Source organism: Pseudothauera rhizosphaerae (assembly GCF_004801305.1).
GTDB classification, from domain to species: domain Bacteria; phylum Pseudomonadota; class Gammaproteobacteria; order Burkholderiales; family Rhodocyclaceae; genus Pseudothauera; species Pseudothauera rhizosphaerae.
On sequence record NZ_SSOD01000002.1, the window covers coordinates 298,050 to 322,140 of the forward strand.

At 66.9% G+C, this 24,091-nt stretch carries 25 protein-coding genes, 1 tRNA gene and 1 riboswitch; of the genes, 5 read left to right on the forward strand and 21 right to left on the reverse strand.

Translation table 11 applies throughout. The annotated features are described in order from the left end of the window. Positions 1–21 precede the first annotated feature (21 nt). A riboswitch (cobalamin riboswitch) is annotated at positions 22–173 on the forward strand. Between the two features lie 156 nt (positions 174–329). Further along, on the forward strand, positions 330–1,097 hold the full coding sequence (locus E6O51_RS22190) for an energy transducer TonB (RefSeq protein WP_168735174.1): 768 nt from the start codon (positions 330–332) through the stop codon (positions 1,095–1,097). A gap of 5 nt (positions 1,098–1,102) precedes the next feature. Here E6O51_RS22190 and E6O51_RS03435 read toward each other — a convergent pair whose 3' ends face one another. Next, positions 1,103–1,312 (reverse strand): heavy-metal-associated domain-containing protein, encoded by a 210-nt coding sequence (locus E6O51_RS03435; protein WP_136383563.1) that lies wholly within the window; start codon positions 1,310–1,312, stop codon positions 1,103–1,105. Positions 1,313–1,336: 24 nt separating this feature from the next. After that, positions 1,337–3,742, reverse strand: a complete 2,406-nt coding sequence (locus E6O51_RS03440; RefSeq protein ID WP_230976682.1) for a heavy metal translocating P-type ATPase — start codon at positions 3,740–3,742, stop codon at positions 1,337–1,339. A 75-nt stretch (positions 3,743–3,817) separates the two neighbouring features. Between E6O51_RS03440 and E6O51_RS03445 the strand changes: the two genes are divergently transcribed. Beyond that, complete coding sequence (locus tag E6O51_RS03445) at positions 3,818–4,237, forward strand: MerR family transcriptional regulator (RefSeq protein WP_136383564.1); 420 nt, start codon at positions 3,818–3,820, stop codon at positions 4,235–4,237. A gap of 4 nt (positions 4,238–4,241) precedes the next feature. Here the strand turns inward: E6O51_RS03445 and E6O51_RS03450 are convergent, their stop codons facing one another. Together E6O51_RS03450 and hemN are read right to left on the reverse strand one after the other, a co-directional pair. Continuing rightward, a complete protein-coding gene (locus E6O51_RS03450; RefSeq protein WP_136383565.1) occupies positions 4,242–4,943 on the reverse strand; it encodes a sulfite exporter TauE/SafE family protein in 702 nt (233 codons plus the stop codon). A gap of 67 nt (positions 4,944–5,010) precedes the next feature. Continuing rightward, on the reverse strand, positions 5,011–6,402 hold the full coding sequence (gene hemN, locus E6O51_RS03455; RefSeq protein WP_136383566.1) for an oxygen-independent coproporphyrinogen III oxidase: 1,392 nt from the start codon (positions 6,400–6,402) through the stop codon (positions 5,011–5,013). Between the two features lie 117 nt (positions 6,403–6,519). Between hemN and fnr the strand changes: the two genes are divergently transcribed. Next, positions 6,520–7,260 (forward strand): fumarate/nitrate reduction transcriptional regulator Fnr, encoded by a 741-nt coding sequence (gene fnr / locus E6O51_RS03460; RefSeq protein WP_136383657.1) that lies wholly within the window; start codon positions 6,520–6,522, stop codon positions 7,258–7,260. Here the strand turns inward: fnr and E6O51_RS03465 are convergent. From E6O51_RS03465 to E6O51_RS03475, 3 genes are read right to left on the reverse strand one after another with little or no spacing between them, the layout of a single operon-like run. Next, a complete protein-coding gene (locus tag E6O51_RS03465) occupies positions 7,242–7,784 on the reverse strand; it encodes a hemerythrin domain-containing protein (RefSeq protein ID WP_136383567.1) in 543 nt (180 codons plus the stop codon). The two genes, fnr and E6O51_RS03465, sit on opposite strands and share 19 nt — an antisense overlap. Next, positions 7,784–8,179 (reverse strand): SirB2 family protein, encoded by a 396-nt coding sequence (locus tag E6O51_RS03470; protein WP_136383568.1) that lies wholly within the window; start codon positions 8,177–8,179, stop codon positions 7,784–7,786. Before E6O51_RS03470 ends, E6O51_RS03465 begins: the two co-directional genes overlap by 1 nt. Before the next feature lie 4 nt (positions 8,180–8,183). After that, a complete protein-coding gene (locus tag E6O51_RS03475) occupies positions 8,184–9,404 on the reverse strand; it encodes an NnrS family protein (RefSeq protein WP_136383569.1) in 1,221 nt (406 codons plus the stop codon). Positions 9,405–9,475: 71 nt separating this feature from the next. Between E6O51_RS03475 and E6O51_RS03480 the strand changes: the two genes are divergently transcribed. Next, positions 9,476–10,162 (forward strand): Crp/Fnr family transcriptional regulator, encoded by a 687-nt coding sequence (locus E6O51_RS03480; RefSeq protein WP_136383570.1) that lies wholly within the window; start codon positions 9,476–9,478, stop codon positions 10,160–10,162. Positions 10,163–10,258: 96 nt separating this feature from the next. Here E6O51_RS03480 and E6O51_RS03485 read toward each other — a convergent pair whose 3' ends face one another. Continuing rightward, the gene (locus E6O51_RS03485) at positions 10,259–11,944 is read right to left on the reverse strand and encodes a PHA/PHB synthase family protein (protein ID WP_230976690.1); all 1,686 of its coding nucleotides are present in this window, start codon (positions 11,942–11,944) and stop codon (positions 10,259–10,261) included. Positions 11,945–12,077: 133 nt separating this feature from the next. Next, positions 12,078–13,487, reverse strand: a complete 1,410-nt coding sequence (locus tag E6O51_RS03490) for an MBL fold metallo-hydrolase RNA specificity domain-containing protein (protein ID WP_136383572.1) — start codon at positions 13,485–13,487, stop codon at positions 12,078–12,080. 135 nt (positions 13,488–13,622) lie between these two features. Between E6O51_RS03490 and E6O51_RS03495 the strand changes: the two genes are divergently transcribed. Continuing rightward, positions 13,623–14,066 (forward strand): universal stress protein, encoded by a 444-nt coding sequence (locus E6O51_RS03495; RefSeq protein ID WP_136383573.1) that lies wholly within the window; start codon positions 13,623–13,625, stop codon positions 14,064–14,066. 45 nt (positions 14,067–14,111) lie between these two features. On the opposite strand, the gene E6O51_RS03500 is transcribed toward E6O51_RS03495, so the two are convergent. The 12 genes from E6O51_RS03500 to E6O51_RS03555 form a co-directional block, all read right to left on the reverse strand. After that, a complete protein-coding gene (locus E6O51_RS03500) occupies positions 14,112–14,366 on the reverse strand; it encodes a hypothetical protein (protein WP_136383574.1) in 255 nt (84 codons plus the stop codon). A gap of 30 nt (positions 14,367–14,396) precedes the next feature. Continuing rightward, positions 14,397–14,546, reverse strand: coding sequence for a DUF3149 domain-containing protein (locus tag E6O51_RS03505; protein WP_136383575.1), 150 nt, complete (start codon positions 14,544–14,546; stop codon positions 14,397–14,399). A 24-nt stretch (positions 14,547–14,570) separates the two neighbouring features. Beyond that, positions 14,571–15,089 (reverse strand): FixH family protein, encoded by a 519-nt coding sequence (locus E6O51_RS03510; protein ID WP_136383576.1) that lies wholly within the window; start codon positions 15,087–15,089, stop codon positions 14,571–14,573. Between the two features lie 4 nt (positions 15,090–15,093). Beyond that, entirely contained in the window at positions 15,094–16,524 is a 1,431-nt protein-coding gene (gene ccoG / locus E6O51_RS03515; protein WP_136383577.1) for a cytochrome c oxidase accessory protein CcoG, read from the reverse strand. 91 nt (positions 16,525–16,615) lie between these two features. After that, positions 16,616–17,512 carry a cytochrome-c oxidase, cbb3-type subunit III gene (gene ccoP, locus E6O51_RS03520; protein ID WP_136383578.1) on the reverse strand — a complete coding sequence of 299 codons (897 nt, stop codon included), beginning with the start codon at positions 17,510–17,512 and terminating at the stop codon, positions 16,616–16,618. Further along, entirely contained in the window at positions 17,505–17,693 is a 189-nt protein-coding gene (locus E6O51_RS03525) for a cbb3-type cytochrome oxidase subunit 3 (protein WP_136383579.1), read from the reverse strand. Before E6O51_RS03525 ends, ccoP begins: the two co-directional genes overlap by 8 nt. 17 nt (positions 17,694–17,710) lie before the next feature. Continuing rightward, complete coding sequence (gene ccoO / locus E6O51_RS03530; protein WP_136383580.1) at positions 17,711–18,346, reverse strand: cytochrome-c oxidase, cbb3-type subunit II; 636 nt, start codon at positions 18,344–18,346, stop codon at positions 17,711–17,713. A 15-nt stretch (positions 18,347–18,361) separates the two neighbouring features. Then, positions 18,362–19,786, reverse strand: a complete 1,425-nt coding sequence (gene ccoN, locus E6O51_RS03535; RefSeq protein ID WP_136383581.1) for a cytochrome-c oxidase, cbb3-type subunit I — start codon at positions 19,784–19,786, stop codon at positions 18,362–18,364. A gap of 366 nt (positions 19,787–20,152) precedes the next feature. Beyond that, positions 20,153–20,380, reverse strand: coding sequence for a cbb3-type cytochrome oxidase assembly protein CcoS (gene ccoS / locus E6O51_RS03540; protein ID WP_136383582.1), 228 nt, complete (start codon positions 20,378–20,380; stop codon positions 20,153–20,155). A 14-nt stretch (positions 20,381–20,394) separates the two neighbouring features. Continuing rightward, positions 20,395–22,875, reverse strand: coding sequence for a heavy metal translocating P-type ATPase (locus E6O51_RS03545; RefSeq protein WP_136383583.1), 2,481 nt, complete (start codon positions 22,873–22,875; stop codon positions 20,395–20,397). 177 nt (positions 22,876–23,052) lie between these two features. Then, positions 23,053–23,820: a 3-hydroxyacyl-CoA dehydrogenase gene (locus E6O51_RS03550; RefSeq protein ID WP_136383584.1), complete on the reverse strand. Its 768-nt coding sequence runs from the start codon at positions 23,818–23,820 to the stop codon at positions 23,053–23,055. A gap of 149 nt (positions 23,821–23,969) precedes the next feature. Further along, a tRNA-Thr gene (locus E6O51_RS03555) sits at positions 23,970–24,045 on the reverse strand. Between the last annotated feature and the right edge of the window lie 46 nt (positions 24,046–24,091).

Sequence of the window (24,091 nt, forward strand, 5' to 3'; positions counted from 1 at the left end):
GGAAAGCCCGGCACGCCTATAATTCGGCGTTGATTCGAAGGTGCTGCCGCCCATTCCATGCGCGGCGGAGAATCGGGAAACAGGTGCGAGACCTGTGCTGCCCCCGCAACGGTGTGGCGTCGGAGCGATGCTCCGCGCCGAGCCCGGAGACCGGCCTTCGAAGCGCGCGGACCGTGCCCACGCCGATCCGCGAGTGAAGCGCTGCGGGTCGGCTGCGCGTCGCGAGCCTCGCGCCCGTGTCCGCCCCGCGTCCTGTGACGTTGCGGGTTGCGATGGATTCTTCGGGCTCTCCCTCCCTGCTGTCTTCCGGCACTGCCGAAGCGGGTGCCGTGCTGCCGCCGCTGCAGTGGGGCTGGCTCGCGCTGGTGGTCGGCGTGCATGCCGCCGGCCTCGCCTGGCTGGGGCTGGGCGGCGAACCGGCTTTGCCCGCCCGCCCGCCGCAGGCTGCGGTCAGCGTGCGTCTGCTGGCACCATCGGCTCCTTCTGCCGCATCCGTGCCGCAGGCCGGGGCCACGCCGCCGGCAGCGCCTGCCCCTCCTCCTGCGCAGCCCACCGCCGCGCACCCCCGCCACCCGGCGAAGCCGGCCCCCCGTCCCGCAGCGCGGCCACACACAACGTCCGCCCCCACGGCGATGACCGCAGCTCAACGGCCCGAACATCCACCGGCACCGGCGCCCGCCGAACAAAATGAAAATGCCGCGGAGCGGCTACCCACCCAGGTGCCGCCGGTGGCCGGGCCCCCCGCGACGGAAACGCCGACCACCCTGTCGGGCGCGACACCGGGGGCATCCCACGGCACGGCGTCGGCATTCAGCGCCGCGCGTTTCGATGCCGCCTATCTGCACAACCCGGAGCCTGCCTATCCGCAGGCCTCCCGCCGCCGCGGCGAGGAAGGGCAGGTCGTCCTGCGCGTGCGGGTGCTGGCCTCCGGCCGTGCGGGCGAGGTCGAAATCGCCGAAAGCAGCAGATACCCGCGGCTGGACCACGCCGCCCGGCAAGCCGTGGCCGAATGGCGCTTCGAGCCGGCCCACCGCGGCGATGTGCCGGTGGATAGCTGGCTGCGGGTGCCGGCGGTGTTCCGCCTGGAAGAGGGGTGAAGCCTTCAGACAGGGGAATCGAAACCGGCCGCTTCCACCGCGGTGCGCAACTGCTCCGGCGTGACCTGGGCCGGATCGTAATTCACCCGCGCGCTGGCGCCCTCCAGCGACACTTCCGCTTCGCTCACGCCCGGCAGAGCCTTCAACACGCCGGTCACGTTGCGCACGCAGCCGCCGCAGCTCATGCCTTCCACCTTGATCGTCACTTCACTCATCGTTCTGATCCTCTTCAGAAAAAACTAGCGCCCTGCGCGCCAGCGGCGCAGCAGCAACGAATTGCTCACCACCGAAACCGAACTCATGGCCATCGCCGCCCCGGCCACCACCGGGTTCAGGAAACCCAGCGCGGCGAGCGGGATGCCCAGCACGTTGTAGATGAAGGCGAAGAACAGATTCTGGCGGATCTTCGCCAGCGTGGCGCGGGACAGGTCGATGGCGTCGGCCACGCCGTCCAGGCTGTTGCGCACCAGCGTGATGTCCGCCGCCTCCACCGCCACGTCGGCACCGACGCCGATGGCGAAGGACACGTCCGCAGCCGCGAGCGCCGGCGCGTCGTTGATGCCGTCGCCGGCCATGCCCACGCGCACGCCCTCCGCGCCCAGCGCCTTGACCGCCGCGGCCTTGTCCCCCGGCAGCACGCCGGCACGGTAGTCGGTGATGCCCACCTGGGCGGCGATGGCCGCGGCGGTGGCCTCGTGGTCGCCGGTCAGCATGACTACGCGGATGCCCCGCGCCTGCAGGCGGGCCACCGCGCGGGCGGAATCCTCCCGCACCTGGTCGGCCACCCCGAGCACACCGGCGAAGCCTTGGTCCACGGCCACCGCCACCAGCGTGCGCCCGGCTGCCGCCAACTCGTCGCAGAAGCCCGGCGGCAGCACCACGCCGCGCTCGAGCAGGAAGGCCGGCGTGCCGGCCAGCACCGTGCGCCCGCCGACCTGCCCTGCCAACCCCTTGCCGCCGAAGTTCTGCACCGCCTCCACCGGCTGCAGGGCCAAGCCTTCGGTACGGGCGCGCGCCACCACGGCCTGCGCGATCGGGTGCGCGCTGCCCTGCTCCAGTGCGGCCGCCGCCTCCAGTAGCGCGGCCGGCGTCCATCCGGTCGCGGGCAGCAGGTCGCTCACCGCGGGTTCCCCGCGCGTCAGCGTGCCGGTCTTGTCCACCGCCAGCACCTTCACCTTCTCCGCCAGCTCCAGCGCCTCGGCATTCTTCACCAGCATGCCGGCGCGCGCGCCCTGGCCCGTGCCCACCATGATCGCGGTCGGCGTGGCGAGGCCCAGCGCGCACGGGCAGGCGATCACCAGCACCGCCACGGCGTTGATCAGCGCCTGGGCGAAGTCGCCCGACCACAGCCACCAGCCGGCCAGCGTGAAGAGCGCGACCGCCACCACCACCGGCACGAACACCGCCGCAATGCGGTCGGCAAGGCGCTGCACCGGCGCCTTGGATCCCTGCGCCTGCGCCACCATGCGGATGATGCCGGCGAGCAGCGTGGACGCCCCCACGCCGGTCGCCCGGCAGCGAAGCAGGCCCTCGCCGTTCAGCGTGGCGGCGAACACCTTGTCGCCCGCCGCCTTGTCCACCGGCAGGCTCTCGCCGGTCAGCATGGCTTCGTTGAGGGCCGAACGGCCGGACTCCACCACACCGTCCACCGGCACCGCATCCCCCGGACGGACGATGACGAGGTCGCCCGGCCGCACCGTAGCCACCGGCACTTCCACCACTTCGCCGTCCCGCTCGATGCGCGCCATCTTCGGCTGCAGGCGCATCAGTGCGTCGAGCGCCGCGCCGGTACGCGCCTTGGCCCGTGCCTCCATCAGCTTGCCGAGCAGCACCAGGGTGATGATCACCGCCGAGGCTTCGAAATACACGTGTTGTTCGTGCATGCCCAGCAAGGTCACCAGCGTGCTGAACAGCCAGGCCATGGAGGTGCCCAGCGCCACCAGCACGTCCATGTTGGCGCCGCCGCCGCGCAGCGCCGACCAGGCGCCGCGGTAGAAGCGCGCGCCGATCCAGAACTGCACCGGGGTGGCCAGCAGCAACTGCAGCCAGCGTGGGATCAGGTCGTGGTGAGCGTCGCCCGTCCAGCCGCCGAGCATGGCCGGCATCTGCGCCGCCAGCGGCAGGGTCAGCAGCGCGGCGATCCAGAACTGGCGCAGGTCACGCCGCCAGGCCTCGGCGTGGCGGGCACGCTCCTGTTCGCGGATGTCCAGCCCCGCTTCGATCGCGCCGAAACCGGCCTTCTCCACCGCCGCGATGGCGGCCTGCGGTGACAGCAGGCCGGGCTGGTAATGCAGCACGGCGCGCTCGTTGGCGAAGTTCACCGCGGCCTCGACGCCGGGCAGGCGGTTCAGCACCTTTTCCAGCCGGGCGGCGCAGGCCGCGCAGGTCATGCCGGAGATGGACAGTTCCAGATCGGCCCGGGGCACGTCGAAGCCGGCCTTGCGGATCGCCTCCACCACCGCCTCGGGCGCGGTTTCGCCCGACAGCGTCACCTGCGCGCGCTCGGCGGCGAGGTTCACGCCGGCCTGGACGCCGGGCAGGCGGTTGAGCACCTTCTCGATGCGGGTCGCGCAGGCGGCGCAGGTCATGCCGGCGACCGGCAGTTCCAGCACGATGGGCGGAATTGGGGTGATGCGCTCGTTCATGGTGATGCCCCGCTTGCATGGGGTGTTTCGATGGTGGCAGTCTAGACCCTGTACCAAGGTACGGAGTCAACCCCCATGGGCAATTCATCTTCCCCCTCCGCCGCACTGACCATCGGCCGCCTGGCTTCTGCCGCCGGGGTGGGCGTGGAGACGGTGCGCTACTACCAGCGCCGCGGCCTGATCGGCGCACCGGCCGCTCGGCGCGGGGCCTTCCGTGTCTACGACGCGGACGCGCTGTCGCGCCTGCACTTCATCCGCCGCGCCCAGACGCTGGGCTTCAGCCTGGACGAGATCGCCGAACTGCTGGCCCTCGACGAGGAGCGCGACCGGGACAAGGCGCGCGCCTTCGCGCAGGCGAAGATCGCCGACATCGAGTCCCGCATCCACCGCCTGGAAGAAGTCCGTGCCGCGCTGCAGGGGCTGGTGCACTGCTGCGAGCACACCGCGGCGCCCGCACCCTGCCCCATCCTGCAGGCCTTCGGCAGCGACACCTGAAGATTCAGCAGACCACGCCGTTCCACAGGATGCCGCCCAGGGACGGCGCGTGGAACAAGCCGAACACACCGAAGCCCAGCACCACCAGGCCGGCGGCGAAGCGCACCTTGCCGTTGCGGGTGATGTCGCGGAAACGCTTGAATACCAGCCCGGCGAGCAGCAGGTTGGGCAGCGTGCCCAGGCCGAAGGCCAGCATCAGCCCGGCGCCGCGGGCGGCCGAGCCGGTGACCAGGGCGGTGGCCAGCACGCTGTAGACCAGGCCACAGGGCAGAAAACCCCACAGCAGGCCGAGGGGATAGCCCTGCGCCACGGAGCGCGCCGGCAGGAAACGCCGCGTGAGCGGCTGGATACGCCGCCACAGGTGCTGCCCCGCCCGTTCCACCGGTGCCAGCAGCCGGGTGAAGCCGGTGAGGTAGAGGCCCAGTGCCACCAGCATCAGGTTGGCGAGCACGTACAGGGCGAGTTGGACCGGCATCACGTCGTTGTACAGCATGCCCACCGTGCCGAGCGCGCCGAGCAGGCCGCCGATCACGGTATAAGTGGTGATGCGCCCGAGGTTGTAGGCGAGGTGAATGGGCCACTGGCGGCGGGTCTGGCCCGGCACCTGCACCGTCAGCGCGCCGACGATGCCGCCGCACATGCCGACGCAGTGCGTGCCGCCGAGCAGGCCGATGAGGAAGACGGCGAGGTAGCCGGTTTCAGGCATTCGAGGGGACCGGTGAGCGGGAAGCCGTGCGGGGGACGGTACGCATTCTACGCCCCGCCCCGCAGGCTCAGATCACCTTCGAGTAGCGTGCGCGCTCGCGGTCGGCACGCAGATAGCGGTCGAACACCATGGCGATGCCGCGCACCAGCAGGCGCCCCGGCGGCAGCACGGTGATCCAGTCGTCCTCGACCTTCAGCAGGCCGGCCTTCTCCATCTCGCGCAGGTCGGCGAGTTCCTCGGCGAAGTATTCCTTGAAGTCGATCAGATGGGCGATCTGGATGGATTCGATGGACAGCTCGAAGTGGCACATCAGCGCCTGAATGATGGCCCGGCGCAGCAGGTCGTCGGCGGTCAGCTCGATGCCGCGCAGCACCGGCAGTTCGTCCTGGTCGAGGATGTCGTAGTACTCGTCCAGGGTCTTGACGTTCTGGGCGTAGGTCGGCCCCACCTTGCTGATCGCCGACACGCCGAAGGCGAGCAGGTCGCACTCGGCGTGGGTGGAATAGCCCTGGAAGTTGCGGTGCAGCCGCCCCTGGCGCTGGGCGATGGTGAGTTCGTCGTCCGGCTTGGCGAAGTGGTCCATGCCGATATAGACGTAGCCCGCCTCGGTGAGCCGGCGGATGGCCAGTTGCAGGATCTGCAGCTTGGTGTCCGCGGTGGGCATGTCCACCGAGTTGATGCGCCGCTGCGGCTTGAAGAGCTGCGGCAGGTGGGCGTAGCTGTACAGCGAGATGCGGTCCGGCGATATCTCCAGCACCTGCTCCAGAGTGCGGTTGAAGCTGATGATGTTCTGCTTGGGCAGGCCGTAGATGAGGTCCATGGACACCGACTTGAAGCCGGTGGCACGCGCCGCATCCACGACCAGCTTGGTCTCGTCGAAGCTCTGCACGCGGTTGACCGCCACCTGCACGTCGTGGGCGAAGTCCTGCACGCCCACGCTCATGCGGTTGAAGCCCAGGTTGGAAAGCAGTTCGACCGTGTCGAAATCGACCTTGCGCGGGTCGACTTCGATGGAATACTCGCCATTGGGCACCAGGGTGAAGTGCTCGCGCACCGAATCCATCAACTGGTGCATTTCGTCGTGGGAGAGGAAGGTGGGCGTGCCGCCGCCCAGGTGCAGTTGGGTAACTTGGCGGCTGCCGCCCAGACAGGCGGCCTGCATCTCGATTTCCTTGGCCAGGTACTTCAGGTACTTGGCCGAGCGCCCGTGGTCCTTGGTGATGATCTTGTTGCAGGCGCAGTAGTAACAGATCGTGTTACAGAATGGGATGTGGAAGTATAATGACAGCGGTCGGCCCAGCCCGCCCACCGCCCGCTTGGCGAGCCAGTCGCGCAAGGCCTTGGCGTCGAAGGCCTCGACGAAGCGGTCCGCCGTCGGATAGGACGTGTAGCGCGGCCCGTTGATGTCGAAGCGGCGGATCAGTTGGGTGTCGAAGACGAGTTCTTTCTGGTTGCTCATGGTCGTACGGCGGCAGTCTGTTCCGTAAGATCGCAGAAAGCCGGAGTTTTGTGGTTGACGTGGATCAACGAGGCCCCGCGGATCCCGTGTCGGGACGGAGCTGTGTTTATCGTGCAAATAAAGGCGACAGTGCCGATCTCTATAGCAAGCCTGAAGGCTGCCTGTTCCCAGTGTAACCTGCAAGAGCTGTGCCTGCCGTTCGGGATGACGGAAAACGAGATCGACCGCCTCGACGAACTGGTCGGCACCCGTCGCAAGATCAAGCGCCAGCAACACCTCTACCGCGCGGGCGACCTGTTCGAGGCGATCTACGCCATCCGTGCAGGCTCCTTCAAGACCGACGTGCTGCTCGAAGACGGGCGCGAACAGGTCACCGGTTTCCAGATGACCGGCGAAATCCTCGGCCTGGACGGCATCAGCACCGAATTCCACACCTGTAACGCGATCGCGCTGGAAGACAGCGAGGTGTGTGTGATTCCCTACGGCAAGCTCGAAGAGTTGTCGCGCCAGGTGGAAGGGCTACAGCACCAGTTCCACAAGGTCATGAGCCGCGAGATCGTGCGCGACCACGGCGTGATGATGCTGCTCGGCTCCATGCGCGCCGAAGAACGCCTCGCGGCCTTCCTGCTCAACATGTCCCAGCGCTTCACCGCGCGCGGCTTCTCCGCGGCCGAGTTCCACCTGCGCATGACGCGGGAGGAAATCGGCTCCTACCTCGGCCTCAAGCTTGAAACCGTGTCGCGCGCCTTCTCCCGCTTCCAGGAAGACGGCCTGGTCGCGGTGCAGCAGAAGCACATCCGCATCCTCGACATCGCCGGCCTCAGGAAGCTGCTGCAGCATCAGCCCAGCGGCGGCTGACGCCGGCGCGCGGTCATCGTCTCCCCCAGTGCGGCCACGTCCGCCTCGTTCAGCAGTTCGCGCGCCCAGGGCAGCAGTTCGCCTTCCTCGCGCGCGATGTGCTGGCGGTAGCGCGTAGCGAATTCCTCCACCTGCGCCGCGGAGAGTTCCTCGCCCTCCCCTTGCGCGATCGCTGCCAGCCGCTCGTGCATCTGCGCCCATGCGGCGAACATGCGCTGATGGTCGGCAAGAATCCAGTCCACCAGCGCCTGCAGTTGCGGACGCCGCTCGGCGTCGACGCGGGCGAGCAGCACGGGGAAGAGATCGTCCTCCTCGTCCATGTGGTGATTGACCGCGGCCAGGTCGAAGTAGCGCATCACCGCGCTCGCGGCCTGCCGCGCCTGAGCGTCTGCCCCGTGCTCGGGCAGCCAGGCGGCGAGACGCGCGAGCGTGTCGAGCTGGCCCTGTAGGCGGCCGTGACAGGCTTCCAGCATCTCCAGCGGGGTTTCGAAACTCGGGGCGACGGAAATCAGAGATTCGGCCATCAGGAGACTCCAACGAAAGACAGGAAGCCGGCGGGGTTCCTGGACAGAGCCACGGACACGACCCACCCATAGACCGCCAGCGCTCCGACGAAGGCGGCCGCCCGCACCGTCCGCGTGCGGCCCCGCCGCAGCGCCACGGCACCGAGGACGATGTAGGCCAGCAGCCCCGCCACCTTGGCCGTGACCCAGCCGGCCACGAAGGGATACTGGCCGCTCATCGCCGCCAGGGCGACCGCAGACAACAGCAGCACGCTGTCGACGATGTGCGGCAGCACCCGGGTCAGGCGGTGCCCGAGCAGTCGGCTGCCGGCCAGCATCCACAGGCCGCGCAGCGTGAAGCCGGCGATACTGAGCACGACGCAGCTCACGTGCAGATGTTTGAGGGCGAGATACATGGATCTATCCCGCGCGCCCGTCCACGCGCGGACGCAGGTAGATGGGCAGATAACGTGCCGCCCAGGCGATGAAGATGCCCAGCCAGCCGGCCACCGCGGCCAGCATCAGCCACGGCGAGAGCAGCGCCGGGGCGAGATCGGCCAGCATGCGCAGCGCGACGACCCCCTGCAGCGCGAGGAACAGGGACCAGGTCAGGGTGTCCGCCGCCAGCGGGCGGCCGGAATGGCCGAGGGTGACGCGCGATACCATGCCGAGCAGGATGGAACCGAAGAAGCCGAGCGCGAGCGCATGCAGCGGCGCGAGGCCGAGCCCGTACCAGCCCAGTTGCGCCCCCGCCGCCTGCAGTGCCAGGAGCAGCAGGGCCACGCCCAACCAGGCGAAGCCGATGTGCAGCATGCCCAGCAGGCGCACGCGCTGGGCGGCGATCGGCCGCCAGCGCACGCACAGCCACAGCGCCACAGCGCCGGCCGGCACATCCACGGCCCAGGTCCAGCCGTTCAGTCCGGCCATGGCAAGCGCGCCATGCACGGCGCTGGCCGCCAGCACCAGCAGCAGGGCCCAGCGCGGACGCACGATCACGTAGTCCGGCACGATGTTGCTGGAGAAGAACGGCACCATGCGGTGGCACACAGAGAAGAACACCGGCAGCAGGAACCACCACACGCCGGCCTCGATGCCTGCCCGCGCCCAGAATGCGCCGCCGCCGAGCGCGAAAATCAGCCAAGCCAGCAGGCTCGCACCGCCGCCGGCCAGCCCCAGCCAGGTGGCGCGCGCGTGCAGCGGATCGGGCTGCGAGCGGAAAGCCACGCGCCACAGCACGGCGGCCAGGCGCACCCAGCCGAGGAGGACTGCGACCAGGCCGATGGGCAGCACCAGCGGCACCCAAAGGCCGACGAGCACGGCCGCCCACCCGCCGGCCAGTATCCGCCACGAACCCAGCCAGCGCTCCTGGGCGATGTCGCCCAGGCCCTGCCAGCGCGGCATGGCGGTGAACAGGAAGCCGAAGATGAAGAAGGGAAAGATGCCGCCCACGGTCATCAGCGCATGCGCCCATCCCGGCGGCAGGCTCCAGCCTGGTGACGGCGCCAGCCCCGCACGGGCGGCGAGTTCCGCCGCCCACAGCAGAAAGACCAGCAGCAGCATGACGCCGCCGGAGAGGAACATCGCGCGGTGGGGCGCGAGGAACAGCGGCGCGCCCGCTGCGGAAGGTGACAAGGACGCCATGCCGGCCATCGCTCCACAAGGCCTGCCCCACGATGGGGCAGGCTAGAATGCTCAATAAACAGGAGACCCCCATGCCCATCCAGCCCATGGACATCCCCAACCTGCTGCGCCGGGTGCCGCTGTTCGGCGAACTGTCCGGCGAAGACATCGAACGCGTCGCGCGCTTCACCCGCGAAAGGCACCTGCAGAAGGGCGAGGTGCTGTTCCAGCGCGGCGACCCGGCGCACGGCTTCTATTTCGTCGCCGCCGGCCAGGTGAAGCTCGCGTTCTCCTCGGCCCAGGGCAACGAGAAGGTGGTCGAGATCATCGGCCCGCTGCAGAGCTTCGGCGAAGCGGTGATGCTGCTGAACCGCCCCTACCCGGTGTTCGCCGAGGCGCTGGTGGACACCCAGTTGCTGCACATCGGCCAGAACGTGGTGTCCGAACTCGTCGACCAGGACTCGTCCTTCGCCCGCAAGCTGCTCGCCGGCATGGCGATCCGCCTGCACAGCATGGTGCGCGACGTGGAGACCTATTCCCTGCGCTCCAGCACCCAGCGGGTCATCGGCTACCTGCTGCAGCAGTCCGACGAATCGGACGGCAGCGGACGCGAATTCGACCTCACAGTGAGCAAGCAGGTGATCGCCTCGCGCCTGAACCTCACTCCCGAGACGCTCTCGCGCATCTTCCACGACCTGTCTGAAGCCGGGCTGATCAGCGTGCGCGGCAAGCACATCACGCTGCACGACCCGGCCCGCCTGGCACGCCACCAGAGCTAGGCCGCAAGACACCGACGCCCCGTTGCCGGCATTGTCCGCAGCAACGGGGCGTCGGCCTTGACTCGCGTCAAGCGGCCTCCGGCGGCGAACGCGCCGTCAGCGTTCGAGCACGTAGGTCCCCGGTGCGTCGGCCAGCTTCGGGAAGGCCTTGCTCGCGGCCGGACGGGCGTCCACCAGCGCGCCACAGCGCGGCTTGAGCCAGGCCATCCAGTCCTCCCACCAACTGCCGGCATGCTGCTCGGCACGCGCCTGCCAGGCTTCCGCTGCTTCGGTGCGGTGGGCGTCGGCGACCCAGTACTTGCGCTTGGGCGGGGTCACCGGTGGGTTGACGATGCCGAGGATGTGGCCCGAACTCGACAGCACGTAGCGCTTGGGGCCGCTGGTGTAGCTGTTGATCCTGTAGGTCTGCAGCCAGGGGGCGATGTGGTCGTCCTCGGCCGCGACCGCGTACAGCGGCTGCACGATGCGGCCGAGATCGAGCGGCTCGCCCGCCACGGCGAGGGCATCCTTCTGGATCAGGCGGTTGTGCAGATAGAGTTCGCGCAGATACCAGGCGTGCATGCGGTAGGGCATGCGTGTGTAGTCCATGTTCCAGTACAGCACGTCGAAAGGCGGCGGTGCTTCGCCGTACAGCCAGCCGTGCACCACGTAGTGCCAGATCAGGCTGTTGGAGCGCAGCAGGCGGAAGGAGGCGGCCATCTCCTTGCCGTCCAGGTAACCCTTCCTGGCCATGCTGTCGGTCAGGTAGCGGATGCTCGCCTCGTCGATGAAGACCTCGATGTCGCCCGGCTTGTGGAAGTCCACGAGCGTGGTCAGCAGCGTCCAGTCGGCCACCGGCACGTCATCCGCCTTGAAGCGGCGGTTGGCCCAGGCCATGTACATGGCCAGCGCGGTGCCGCCGATGCAGTAGCCGGCGGCATGTACCTGGGGCGCGCCGGTGAACCTGCGCGCGGTCTCGACGATGGCGTGTACGCCTTCCAGCAGGTAGTCGTCGAAGCTCACGTCGCGCATCGAGGCATCGGGGTTCTTCCAACTGGTGATGAAGACGTCCAGCCCCTGGTCGAGCAGGTAGTGGATCATGCTTTTCTTCGGCACCAGATCGAGCACGTAGAACTTGTTGATCCACGGCGTGACGATGACCACCGGTTCGGCATGCACGCGCGGCTGGGTGGGTGCGTAGTGGATCACCTCCAGCAGGCGGTTGCGGAACACCACCGCACCGGGCGTGGTGGCAAGGTTCACACCGACGGTGAAGTCCTCCGGCGAAGTCATGCGCACGTTGCCGGCCTGCAGGTCGCCGAGGAAGTTGCGCATGCCCCTCACCAGGCTCTCGCCATTGGTCTCCATGGCCTTGCGCATGGCGACCGGGTTGGTCCAGAAGAAATTGGTCGGCGCCACCATGTTGAGCCACTTCCGCCACCAGAAGGCTGCGCGGCGGCGTTCCTTGCTCGACAGCCCCGGGGTTTCGTAGAGCATGTCCTGCAGGTGGTGGGTCAGCGCCAGATACCACTCCTTGGTCAGATCCCAGGTCGGCGACTCGGTCCACACCGGGTCGCTGAAGCGCGCGTCGTCGCCATGGGGACGGATCGGGTCCTCGCTGGGCATGCCGAGGGCGCGCTTCCAGGTATGGATCTGCAGGTGCCACAGGTCGGCCGACAGCAGCGCCAGGTGCTCCGCCAGTTCCTGCGGATGGGCGAGCCAGGCCAGTTGCGCATGGATCAGCGGCGCGGCCATGCCGAGCGGGTCGATGCTGCCTTCGATGCTGTCATGGATCTGGCGCATCGTGCGCCGCATGGCTTCCGGCGGCGTCAGTCGGTTGTTGCGCTTCATCGTTCCACCTTGGATCGAGTGCGATCTCTGTCCGGTTTCGATTTGAGCATGGGCAGGACGAAGTCCGCTGGCAACTCCATCGCGCTCAGGCGAGGATATTCGGTTCGCCGGCGGCCGGCAGGGTGACGCCCGGCCAGCCGTAGCGGGTGCGCACGGCCTCGCGGAAGGCTTCGGAGGCCCGCTGCTCGCCGTGCACGATGAAGGTACGGCGCGGCGGACGGGTGAAATGCCCCAGCCAGGCGAGCAGCGCGGCCTGGTCCGCGTGGGCCGACAGGCCGCCGATGGTGTAGATGTCGGCCCGCACCGGCACGCGCTCGCCGAACAGGGTCACGTGACGGGCACCCTCCACCAGCCGCCGGCCGAGCGAGCCGGCCGCCTGGAAACCGGCGATGACGATGGAACACTCTTTGCGCCCGAGGTTGTTGCGCAGGTGGTACTTGATGCGTCCGGCATCGCACATGCCGCTGGCGGAGATGATCACCAGCCCCCCATGGCGGTCGTTGAGGGCGATGGACTCCTCCACGTCCTGCACGAAGCGCACGCTGGCCCGTCCCGGATGTTCGCGCATCCATGCCAGCAGTTCGCGCGTCTCGACGTCCCACAGTTCGTCGTGCCTCAGGGTCAATTCGGTCGCGGCCGCGGCCATCGGTGAATCGACGACGATCTCGAGGTTGTCGACACGCCCCTGGCGCACCAAGTTCGCGAGCACGAAGATCACCTCCTGCGTCCGCCCCACCGCGAAGGCAGGGATGATCACGTTGCCGCGCTTGACCTTGAGCGTGTGCTGGAGGGCATGCACCAGTTCGTCCTCGGTCTCCTGCATCGCCCGGTGTGCGCGGTCGCCGTAGGTGGACTCGATGCACAGGTAGTCGGCCTCCTGCAAGGTCGCCGGATCGCGCACCACCGGCCGCAGCGGCTGGCCCAGGTCGCCCGAGAACACGAGCTTGCGCGTCTCCCCTTTCTCGGCCACGTCCAGTTCGATGATCGCCGAGCCGAGGATGTGGCCGGCATCGTGGAAGGTGCAGGTGACGCCCCGCGCCGGGCTGAAAGACTGGCCGTAGGGATGCGGGCGCAAGCGCTTTAGGCTCTCCTCGGCCTGCGCCACCGTGTACAGCGGTGCCGCATCCCAGCCGCGGCGCAGGTGGCGGTCACGTTCGTGGCGGTTCGCCCATTCGGCCTCCTTCTCCTGGATGTGGGCGGCATCCCGCAGCATCACCTCGAGCAGGTCGACGGTGGCCGCGGTCGCGTGGATGGGGCCGCGGTACCCGAGCGCCGCCAGGCGCGGCACCAGGCCGGAATGGTCCAGGTGGGCATGGGTGAGCAGGACGAAGTCCAGCGCCCGCAGGTTGAAATCCAGTGCTGCCAGATTCTTGCGCACCGCTGCCTTGCCGCCCTGGAACATGCCGCAGTCGATCAGTCCCACGCCCGCCTCGTGGCGCAGGTGGGCGCACGAGCCGGTCACCTCGCCGGCCGCACCGTGGAAGGTCAGTTCCATCGTGTTCGTTTCCCGTTATTCCCCGCCCGGAGCAGGCGCCGACCTATACACACGGCCGTTGACGGCGGTCAATCGCCCTCTTCCCCCGCTGGTGGCTATAATCAGTCACCACATTCGGTAGAAGGATACACCGTCATGTTCAAACACCTGCTTGTACCGACGGATGGTTCGGCACTGTCCGACGGCACCATTGCGCGTGCAGTCTCTTTTGCGCGGGATGCCGGCGCCCGCGTCACCTTCTTTTACGCGCAGCCGGATTTTCCGATGCCCATCTACGGCGAAGGCGCGCTGATCGACCCGACCACGCCGGAACAGTTCGCCAAGTCCGCGGCCGAAGAAGCGGCGCGCATTCTGGAGAAGGCGAAGGCCGTGGCCGATGCCGAAGGCGTCAACGCGGATACCGATACGACGGTGAATGAGGTGCCTTACGAGGCGATCATCGATGCCTCGGACCGCCACGGCTGCGACCTGATCTTCATGGCCTCCCACGGCCGCCGGGGCATCGCCGGCCTGCTGCTGGGCAGCGAGACGCAGAAAGTCCTCACCCACAGCAAGACGCCCGTACTCGTATATCGCTGACGGACGTCCGCAAGCGTGACGGCCCGCCTGGGCGGGCCGTTTCGTTCAGGATCTCGGACTGGCCTGGTGAATCCGGTTGATCTCCCCAGCGGAGCGCTGGAGGAAGATCGTCGCCAGGCTGGAGGCAGCGCATGCCAGCCAGAATCCGAAGAAGCCGATCGAGTAGGTGGCGATGGCCGACAGATGGACCGGCTCACCGCGCCAGTACAGTTCCTGGGGCGCCACAACGGTAAAGAAGACGGCCTCTGCCACCGCGGCCACCATGAAGGATGGCCACAACACCTGTATCCATTTCAGCACGGCACGCCTCCTTTACCGACTTGAGGGAATTCAGCCCTGGCCGCCCTCCGCACGCCGGGTATCCTCTGCGATGTGGCGCTTGGCAAAGCGGATGATGTAGGCCGCCATCACCACGACGAATCCGATGGTGAACAGACTCAGCAGACCGATATCGGTCGTGAACAGCTCATGCAAGGCCATGGCACTTCTCCTTCTACGGACGGGTTAGGAAGCTGATGGATCGATCCTGATTTCCGTCTCTGTCGGGAGGTATGCGGCCCCGTTCATTCTCCAACTGCGGGACTCGTCTTCTATCTGAAACAGCCAACGCCCTGCATGCAGGGGTTGGATGACACCGGTAAAACTGCCGCCGTGGCGGCGCAACAGCAGTTCCTGGTCCATGCCGCCGCGGGTCGGGTGGGCGATGGTCAGGTGGATGACTTCCGGGATGCTCGTCGTGTCGGCGGCGGACAGATCGACGACGATGCGATCTTCGTACACCCTCACGCCCGCGCTCAGTCCCAGCTTGCCGGCAAGCGCCAGGCGATCGATGGTCATGACGATGGCGCGGCCTTCCTTGTAATAGTCATCGACGACCAGGCCATCCCAACTCTTGATCGAGATCGTGAGGAACACGATGCCGGCCAGGATGGAGGCGCCGGGTATCGCCAGCAGGAACCAGGGCCAGAATTGCTTGAACCAGGGTTCCGGCTTGGCCAGCGGGGTAGTAGAGGAAGTGTTCATGCGCTCAGTGGGGCATCAGGAAAGTTGATTCTTCGCGGATGGCGACCGATTCATCGTCTTCGGCGTTTATTTCGAAGTAAAGCGCATTGGCGCCGGGCTTGCCAGAACCAGGGGGGACGACCACCTGCAGTGTCACCGCCTGCGTCGTGGCGGCAGCGACCTCAATGCGCTCCGTACCGCGAATCTGCACACCGTCCAGACCTCCGACGCCGATCCTGAAGGCGCGCGGCCCCTCGGTCATGTTCATCACCTGCAGGCGATAGACGTTCTCGATGTTGCCGTCTGCCAGTTCCGTGGCCAGCGTGGCGCGGTCGCGGATCACATCCACGCGCAGGGTGGAGCGGGTCGCCAGCCCCCATACCAGCGCGGCACAAAACGCCGCCAGAATACCGCTGTAGATCAGCGTGCGCGGACGCATGACGTGGACCAGGATATCCCGCATGCCCCAGTGCTTCTTCATCGCGTTCTCGGTCGAGTAACGGATCAGACCGCGCGGATACGCCATCTTGTCCATCACCTGATCGCACGCATCGATACAGGCCGCACAGCCGATGCATTCGTACTGCAGCCCGTTGCGGATGTCGATGCCGGTGGGACACACCTGCACGCAGATGCCACAATCGATGCAGTCGCCCTTGCCCGCGGCCTTGTAGTCCGAGCCCTTCTTGCGCGCACCGCGCGGCTCGCCCCGCTCGTCGTCGTAGGTGATGACCAGGGTATCCGGGTCGAACATCACGCCCTGGAAGCGGGCGTAGGGGCACATGTACTTGCACACCTGCTCGCGCAGATGGCCGGCAAAGATGTAGGTGAAGGCCCCGTAGAACAGAATCCAGAACAGTTCCCACGGCCCGAAACTGAACGTGACGGCCGCCTGCAGCAGTTCCTGCAACGGCGAGAAGTAGGCCACGAAGGTGAAACCGGTCCACAGCGAAAACAGCGCCCAGGCTCCGAACTTGCCGCCGCGCAGGGCGAACTTGCGCCCGCTCATGGGAGCCTTGTCCAGCTTCATGCGCGCGTTGCGGTCGCCTTCGATCTTCTCCTCGATCCACATGAAGATCTCGGTGTAGACCGTCTGCGGACAGGCGTAGCCGCACCACAGGCGACCGGCGATGGCAGTGAAGAAGAACAGCGCGTAGGCGCAGATGATGAGCAGGATCGTGAGATAGAACACGTCCTGCGGCCAGAATACCCAGCCGAAAAGGTAGAACTTGCGTTCAGTCAAATGGAACAGCACAGCCTGGCGGTCATTCCAGACCAGCCACGGCAGGCCGTAAAAAATGATCTGCGTGATCCACACCAGCGCCCAGCGCCAGTTGGCGAACACGCCTTTCACCGAACGCACCTGCAGTTTCTTGCGTGCGGCGTACAGGTTCTCTTGATCGTCTGACGGTTGGGGGGCACCGGCAGACTGGGTTTGGGGGACTATGCTGTTCATGATCGCTTTATTAGTGGATTCTTATTTTTTACTGCGAAATATCCCCGGGGTTACCCCCGGGGACGGATGCTGCGTCCTGGCTTGCGAGGGCTTACTGGCCCTTGCTCAGGCTTGTGACGTAGGCGGCCAGGATGTGCACCTTGGCCTCGCCGAGGAAGTCGGCGAAGGCGGGCATCTGGTTCTGACGGCCGTTGGTGATGGTTTCGATGATGGTGGCTTCCGACGAACCGTACAGCCACGAGTTGTTGGTCAGGTTCGGCGACCCGAGAGCCTGGTTGCCGGTACCGTCGGCCTGGTGGCACACCGCGCACTGCTGCAGGAACAGGTCCTTGCCGCGCTGGGCACGCAGGGAGTCATGGGCCAGACCGGAGAGCGAACGCACGTAGTTGGCCACATCCTTGACGCCCTCACCGCCCAGCGCCGGACCGAAGGGCGGCATGACGCCCATGCGGCCACCGAGGATGGTGGTCTTGATGGTGTCGGGTTCGCCACCCCAGTTCCACTCGGCGTCGGTCAGGTTCGGGAAGCCCTTCGCCCCGGTCGCGGCGGAACCGTGGCACTGCGCGCAGTAGGTCAGGAACATGCGCTGGCCCATGGCGTTCGCCTCGGGATCGGCCGCGACGGCAAGCAGATCCTTTTCCAGGTACTGGTTGAAGATCGGGCCGTAACGCTCGTCGGCGCGCGCCACTTCGCCTTCGTACTGGCCGATCGAACTCCAGCCGAAAATCCCCTGCTTGTTGCCGAAGCCCGGGAAGATCGCCAGGTAGGCCACCGAGAAGAAGATGGTGATCCAGAACAGGTACAGCCACCAGCGCGGCAGCGGGTTGTTGTACTCCTGCAGGGTCTCGTCCCACAGATGATCCTGCACCTCGACCTTCTCGGGGCGCTTGGTCATGTTGGCGATCAGAATGAATACACAGAACAGCAGGCTCAGGGCGACCAGGCCCATCACATACACGTTCCAGAAACCGCTAACAAAGTCAGCCATTTGCTTTTCCTTCCTTTCCTTGCCGGTCCGTCTGGTCCGGCGGATCGTCATCGGTCAGAGGCAGTCGCGCCGCTTCGTCGAACCCGGCCTTGGCATGCTTGCTGTACGCCCATGCGCAGATACCCACGAAGCACAGGAAGCCCAGCACGGTGACAATGGTTCTGAGATCGTTCAATTCCACGGCGCGTTCTCAACCTCTTACCTTACGTTCTGCAGCGCGGTGCCCATCCCCTGGAGGTAGGCGATCACGGCGTCCAGCTCGGTCAGACCTTCGACCGCAGCCGGCGCCCCAGCGATTTCTTCCTCGCTGTACTTGTGCAGGCCGACCAGGTTGAGTGCACGCATCTTGGCCTGGACGTCGGCCACGCTGGCCGGGCGATCCAGCCAGTAGTAGGCGGGCATGTTGGATTCCGGCACGACGTCGCGCGGGTTCAGCAGGTGCACGCGGTGCCACTCGTTGGAGTAGCGGCCGCCCACACGGGCCAGATCCGGACCGGTACGCTTGGAGCCCCACTGGAACGGGTGGTCGTAGATGAACTCACCCGCCACCGAGTAGTGGCCGTAGCGCTCGGTTTCGGCGCGGAACGGACGGATCATCTGCGAGTGGCAGTTGTAGCAGCCTTCGCGGATGTAGATGTCGCGACCGACCAGACGGACCGGATCGTAGGGCTTCACGTCGAGCGTGTTGCCTTTCTGGTCGATCGCCTGGGTGGTCGACTTCTGGAAGAACAGCGGGACGATCTCGACCAGGCCGCCGACGCTGACGGTCAGCAGAGTCAGAACGATCATCAGGAATACGCTGCGCTCGATTTTTTCGTGCTTCGATTGAGCCATGTTAGGTATCTCCGATTAGGCGTGAGCGGCAGCGGGGGCCACAACCGGGGCGTCGTAAGCCTTCTGGCCGGCGATGGTCTTCACCATGTTGTAGAACATGATGAGCATGCCGGTGAGGAACAGGGCGCCGCCGACCAGACGGATGGTCCAGAACGGATAGCTGGCCTTCACGCTTTCGACGAAGGAGTAGGTCAGGGTGCCGTCCGGGTTGGTGGCACGCCACATCAGGCCTTGCATCACGCCGGCGATCCACATCGAGGCGATGTAGAGCACGATGCCGATGGTCGCGATCCAGAAGTGGGTGTTGATCAGCTTGACGCTGTACATCTCGGCCTTGCCGTACAGGCGCGGCAGCAGGAAGTAGATGGAGCCGATCGACACCATCGCCACCCAGCCCAAGGCGCCGGAGTGCACGTGGCCGACGGTCCAGTCGGTGTAGTGCGACAGGGCATTGACGGTCTTGACCGACATCATCGGGCCTTCGAAGGTCGACATGCCGTAGAACGACAGGGAGGTGATGAGGAACTTCAGGATCGGATCGGTGCGCAGTTTGTGCCAGGCACCGGAGAGCGTCATGATGCCGTTGATCATGCCGCCCCAGGACGGCGCCAGCAGGATCAGCGAGAACAGCATGCCGAGGGACTGGGTCCAGTCGGGCAGTGCGGTGTAGTGCAGGTGGTGCGGACCCGCCCACATGTAGGTGAAGATCAGCGCCCAGAAGTGCACCACCGACAGACGGTAGGAATACACCGGACGGTCGGCCTGCTTCGGCACGAAGTAGTACATCATGCCCAGGAAGCCCGCGGTCAGGAAGAAGCCCACCGCGTTGTGGCCGTACCACCACTGGACCATGGCGTCCTGCACGCCGGCGTAGGCGGAGTAGGACTTGGTCAGGCTCACCGGAATGGCCGCGCTATTGACGATGTGCAGCAGGGCCACGGTGATGATGAAGGCGCCCAGGAACCAGTTGGCGACGTAGATGTGCGAGACCTTGCGCTTGACGATGGTGCCGAAGAACACCACGGCGTAGGCGACCCAGACCACCGCGATCAGCAGGTCGACCGGCCATTCCAGTTCGGCGTATTCCTTGCCGGAGGTGAAGCCGAGCGGCAGGGTGACGGCAGCGAGCACGATGATGAGCTGCCAGCCCCAGAAGGTGAATGACGCCAGCCACGGCGCAAACAGCGGAGTGTGACAGGTCCGCTGAACGATGTAGTAGGACGTGGCGAACAGTGCGCAACCACCGAATGCGAAGATCACCGCGTTGGTGTGCAGCGGACGGAGACGGCCATACGACAGCCACTCATGAACGCTCAGTTCAGGCCACACGAGCTGTGCTGCGACGATAACGCCGACCAGCATGCCCACGATGCCCCACACCACCGTCATGATGGCGAACTGGCGCACGACTTTGTAGTTATAAGTCGCTTGCGATTGCATGTGAGTCACCTCTTTGATTGAAAACCCCTTGTAGATCCCTCCGATTTCGCGATCCGACCCCGGAAATCGACCGATGGAAGGATACGCCGCGACCGGAACCGGAACTTGACGCAGATCAACATTGTATTGCACTGCGAGGGGTCTCGAAAGCGCGCCAGCCAACGAATCCACGGAAAAAGGGCGAAAAAAAAGGGTGCGTTCGAAACGCACCCCCAACCCCAACAGAGAGACAAAAATCCGGGCGTCGTCGGCATTGGCCCAAAAGGGCGTGCCCACGAATAACCATGGGCGCAGTGTGACTTATTCTTTCAAGGCCGCGTTGACCTAGATCAAACGTCATGGCGATTTTCGAGAAGGGTTTCAGATTCAGTGGCGCCCGCCCTGCTGCGCGTCGTCTTCCCCGGCAGCGGGCTTCTCGCGTTCCGGCTCCGCTACGGGGGGATCGCGGTCGTCCATCAGCAGACGATAGGCGGGTCCTTCCAGGTCGTCGAACTGCCCGGAGCGCACCGACCACCAGAAGATCGCGCCGATCGCGAAGACCAGCAGCACCGACAGCGGAATGAGGATGTAGAGACTGCCGAGCAGGTCGACCATCGTGGCGTTTCCGTTCAGATTGAGGACGGCCGGGCCTGCAGGCGCAGCGCATTGAGCACGACCAGCAGCGAACTCGCGGCCATGCCGATGCCCGCCATCCAGGGCGTGATCAGGCCGAGCATCGCCAACGGCACCGAGGTGAAGTTGTAGATGAAGGACCACCACAGGTTCTGCCGCACCACGGCAAGCGTGCGGCGCGCGAGGCCGATGGCGCCCGACAGGCCGGCCAGGCTTTCCGACAGCAGCACGACGTCGGCCTGATTGCGTGCGAGGTCGGTGCCGCCGCCCATGGCCACCGACACGTGCGCCTGGGCGAGCACGGGGGCGTCGTTCACGCCGTCGCCCACCATCGCCACCATCGCGCCGGGTTCGCGTTGGCGCGCCTCGACCCAGGCCTGCTTGTCCTGCGGCGTCATGCCCGCGTGCGCCTCCCCGGCACCGATACGCCGCGCGACCGCATTCACCGCGGCCGGCGCATCGCCCGACAGAATGGCGGTCGGGACGCGCTCGCCGGCGAAGCGGCGGAACAGTTCGGGGGCGTCGTCGCGCACGACGTCGGCAAGGCGGAACAGGGCGATCCAGCCGTCCGCCGAGCCCAGCGCCACCACCGTGGCCCCGCCCTCTTCCAGCGTCGCCACCGCCTCCGGCACCGGGCTTGCGCCCAGCTCCGCGACGAAGGATGGCCGGCCGATGCGCAGCGGACGGCCTTCGATGCGGCCTTCCACGCCCTGCCCGGTGACCGCGCGCAACCCCTCGACCGCGGGCAGCGGCAGGCCATCGGCCGCCAGCCGCACCCCGGCGGCCACCGCATGCTCCGAGGCCTGCTCGAGCGCGCCGGCCAGGGCGCGCGCGCGCGCCTCGTCGCCGCCGTCGAAGACCCGTACCGCATCCACCTGCATGCGCCCGTAGGTGAGCGTGCCGGTCTTGTCGAACACGTAGAGATTGGCACCGGCCAGCGCCTCGATGGCGTGGCCGCGGGTGATCAGCACGCCCATGCGGGCGAGCACGTCGGTGGCCACGGTGAGGGCGGTCGGCGTGGCCAGCGACAGGGCACACGGGCAGGCCACCACCAGCACGGAGACGAAGACCCACAGGGCACGATCGGGATCCACGAACTGCCAGGCCATCCAGGTTGCCGCCGCCAGTGCGAGCAGCGTGACGATGAACACGCGCGCGACCCGGTCGGCCTGGGTGGCGATGCGGGGTTTCTCCGCCGTCGCCCGGTCCATCAACTGGCGGATCGCCGCCAGCCGGGTGGAATCCCCCACCTTGAGCACCTCCACCAGCAGAGGGCTGGCGACGTTGATGCTGCCGCCGGTCACTTCCGCGCCGGGACGCTTCACCACCGGCCGGCTCTCGCCGGTGAGCAACGCCTCGTTGGCCTCGCTCTCGCCCTCGGCCACCACGCCGTCGGCCGGGATCACCTCGCCGGGGCGCACCCGCACACGGTCGCCCGGTTCGAGCTGCGATACCGGCACTTTTTCGGTCGAGCCGTCCGCAGCCAGGCGCTCGGCGAACACCGGCAGCACCTTGCCGAGTTCCTCCACCCCGCGCACCGCCTTCTGCCGCGCCAGCATCTCCAGGTAGCGGCCGCACAGCAGGAAGAAGACGAACATGGTCACCGAATCGAAATACACCTCGGGCCCGCCGGTCAGTGTCGCCCACACGCTGGCGGCGAAGGCGCTGCCGACCCCGAGGGCCACCGGCACGTCCATGCCCAGCCGGCGCAGGCGGACGTCGCGCAGGGCGCGCTGGAAGAAGGGCGCGGCCGAATAGAACACCACCGGCAGGGTCAGCACCAGGCTCGCCCAGCGCATCAGCAGTTCGATGTCGGCGCCCATGTCGCCGTCGCCGGCCATGTACACGGGGATCGCGTACATCATCACCTGCATCATGCCGAAGCCGGCGACGAAGACCCGCCACAGCATGGAGCGGCGCTCCCGGTGGGCGACCTGCTCGGAGCGCTCGGCGTCGTAAGGATAGGCGCGATAACCGATGGCCTGCACCGCGGCGAGGATGTCGGAGAGCTTGATCTCGCGCTCGTCCCAGCGCACCCGCGCGCGCCGCGTGGCGTAGTTGATGTCGATGCCGCGCACGCCGGGCTGGCGCGCCACGTGCTGTTCGTTGAGCCACACGCAGGCCGCGCAGGTGATGCCTTCGAGGATCAGCGAAGCCTCGCGCTCGTGCTCGCCCACCGGGCGCACGAAGGTCTTCTGGAAGTCCGGATGGTCGAACAGGCCGAGTTCCTGCAACTCCTGCGGCATGGCCTCCCGGCGCGACTCGGGCATGGCGTCCCGGTGGCGGTAGTAGTCGGTGAGCTTGTTGTCGACGATGGATTGGGCCACCGCCTCGCAGCCTACGCAGCACATGCGCCGTGGGCGGCCGTCGATCTGTACGTAGTGGCGGGTTTCGGGCGGGATGGGCAGGCCGCAGTGGTAGCAGTCCGCGTCCTCGACGGCGGCGGGTGAAGCGGTTTCGCTGACAGCAGTATTCATTGTCCGGGGACGAGGTTCCCGCGCCGGTGCCGAGCAAGAACAGGGGCGGGAAAATGGGGAAGCGCCCTTTTAGCACATTTCCCCACCCCGACCAATGCGCCTGCGCAAAGCCTGGCCGGAAAGAAAGAGGCCGGGCACCAGGCCCGACCTTCGCGTGGCGCAGAGCCCGTCGCCGCCCTACTTCGCCGCCATGCGGATCGCGCCGTCGAGGCGGATCACCTCGCCGTTCAGGTAAGCGTTCTCGACGATGTGGCGCACTAGCGTGGCGAACTCGGCCGGCTTGCCCAGACGCGACGGGAAGGGAACCATCTTGCCCAGCGCATCCTGCACTTCCTGCGGCATGCCCATCAGCATCGGGGTTTCCATGATGCCCGGAGCGATGGTCATCACGCGGATGCCGTAGCGCGACAGTTCGCGGGCCACCGGCAGGGTCAGGCCCACGATGCCGGCCTTGGAGGCGGCGTAGGCGGCCTGACCGATCTGGCCGTCGAAGGCCGCCACCGACGCGGTGCTGACGATCACCCCGCGCTCGCCGCCCTCGTCCGGGTCGGCCTTGCTCATGACGTCGGCGGCCAGGCGCATCATGTTGAAGCTGCCGATGAGGTTGATGCCCACCGTGCGGGCAAAGGCATCCAGCCGGTGCGGCCCCTCGCGCCCCACCACCTTCTCGGCCGGCGCCACGCCGGCGCAGTTGACCAGGCCGTGCAGACCGCCAAAGCCGCTCACCGCCCGGTCGATGGCCGCCTTGGCGCTGGCTTCGTCGGTGACGTCGGTGCGCACGAAGGCCGCCGCGGCGCCGAGTTCCTTCGCCACCTGCTCGCCGGCCTCCGCATTGACGTCGGCCAGCACCACCTTGCCGCCCGCCTCCACCAGCATGCGCGCGGTGGCCGCGCCCAGCCCGGAACCGCCACCGGTCACCAGGAATACCTTGTTGGTTATCTTCATCTATGCCTCCTCCAGGGTTCGGACGCTCGCGTCCGCCGATGGACGGACGATAGTGAACGTTGACGTAAACGTCAACAAACGACGCGCGCCGGAAACGCTGCCTCAAAGCAAAAAGGGCAACCCCGTGGGGCTGCCCTTTTCACTTCGACTGGTGCCGGCAAGAGGAGTCGAACCCCCGACCTTCGCATTACGAATGCGCTGCTCTACCAACTGAGCTATGCCGGCCTGCTGCCATGCGCTTGTCGCGCCGGGCGGCGAAGGGCTCGGACTA

Bases quoted from the DNA above. Each gene is read 5' to 3' on its own strand.
- E6O51_RS03470 (WP_136383568.1), bottom strand. From the start codon at position 8,179: ATGTATCTCGCCCTCAAACATCTGCACGTGAGCTGCGTCGTGCTCAGT.
- hemN (WP_136383566.1), bottom strand. From the start codon at position 6,402: ATGAGCAACCAGAAAGAACTCGTCTTCGACACCCAACTGATCCGCCGC.
- E6O51_RS03465 (WP_136383567.1), bottom strand. From the start codon at position 7,784: ATGGCCGAATCTCTGATTTCCGTCGCCCCGAGTTTCGAAACCCCGCTG.
- ccoP (WP_136383578.1), bottom strand. From the start codon at position 17,512: ATGGCTGACTTTGTTAGCGGTTTCTGGAACGTGTATGTGATGGGCCTG.
- ccoN (WP_136383581.1), bottom strand. From the start codon at position 19,786: ATGCAATCGCAAGCGACTTATAACTACAAAGTCGTGCGCCAGTTCGCC.
- E6O51_RS03510 (WP_136383576.1), bottom strand. From the start codon at position 15,089: ATGAACACTTCCTCTACTACCCCGCTGGCCAAGCCGGAACCCTGGTTC.
- E6O51_RS03545 (WP_136383583.1), bottom strand. From the start codon at position 22,875: ATGAATACTGCTGTCAGCGAAACCGCTTCACCCGCCGCCGTCGAGGAC.
- E6O51_RS03445 (WP_136383564.1), top strand. From the start codon at position 3,818: ATGGGCAATTCATCTTCCCCCTCCGCCGCACTGACCATCGGCCGCCTG.
- E6O51_RS03475 (WP_136383569.1), bottom strand. From the start codon at position 9,404: ATGGCGTCCTTGTCACCTTCCGCAGCGGGCGCGCCGCTGTTCCTCGCG.
- E6O51_RS03480 (WP_136383570.1), top strand. From the start codon at position 9,476: ATGCCCATCCAGCCCATGGACATCCCCAACCTGCTGCGCCGGGTGCCG.
- E6O51_RS03490 (WP_136383572.1), bottom strand. From the start codon at position 13,487: ATGGAACTGACCTTCCACGGTGCGGCCGGCGAGGTGACCGGCTCGTGC.
- E6O51_RS03505 (WP_136383575.1), bottom strand. From the start codon at position 14,546: ATGGCCTTGCATGAGCTGTTCACGACCGATATCGGTCTGCTGAGTCTG.
- E6O51_RS03440 (WP_230976682.1), bottom strand. From the start codon at position 3,742: ATGAACGAGCGCATCACCCCAATTCCGCCCATCGTGCTGGAACTGCCG.
- ccoO (WP_136383580.1), bottom strand. From the start codon at position 18,346: ATGGCTCAATCGAAGCACGAAAAAATCGAGCGCAGCGTATTCCTGATG.
- ccoS (WP_136383582.1), bottom strand. From the start codon at position 20,380: ATGGTCGACCTGCTCGGCAGTCTCTACATCCTCATTCCGCTGTCGGTG.
- E6O51_RS03435 (WP_136383563.1), bottom strand. From the start codon at position 1,312: ATGAGTGAAGTGACGATCAAGGTGGAAGGCATGAGCTGCGGCGGCTGC.
- E6O51_RS03550 (WP_136383584.1), bottom strand. From the start codon at position 23,820: ATGAAGATAACCAACAAGGTATTCCTGGTGACCGGTGGCGGTTCCGGG.
- ccoG (WP_136383577.1), bottom strand. From the start codon at position 16,524: ATGAACAGCATAGTCCCCCAAACCCAGTCTGCCGGTGCCCCCCAACCG.
- E6O51_RS03495 (WP_136383573.1), top strand. From the start codon at position 13,623: ATGTTCAAACACCTGCTTGTACCGACGGATGGTTCGGCACTGTCCGAC.
- E6O51_RS03485 (WP_230976690.1), bottom strand. From the start codon at position 11,944: ATGCGCCAGATCCATGACAGCATCGAAGGCAGCATCGACCCGCTCGGC.
- E6O51_RS03450 (WP_136383565.1), bottom strand. From the start codon at position 4,943: ATGCCTGAAACCGGCTACCTCGCCGTCTTCCTCATCGGCCTGCTCGGC.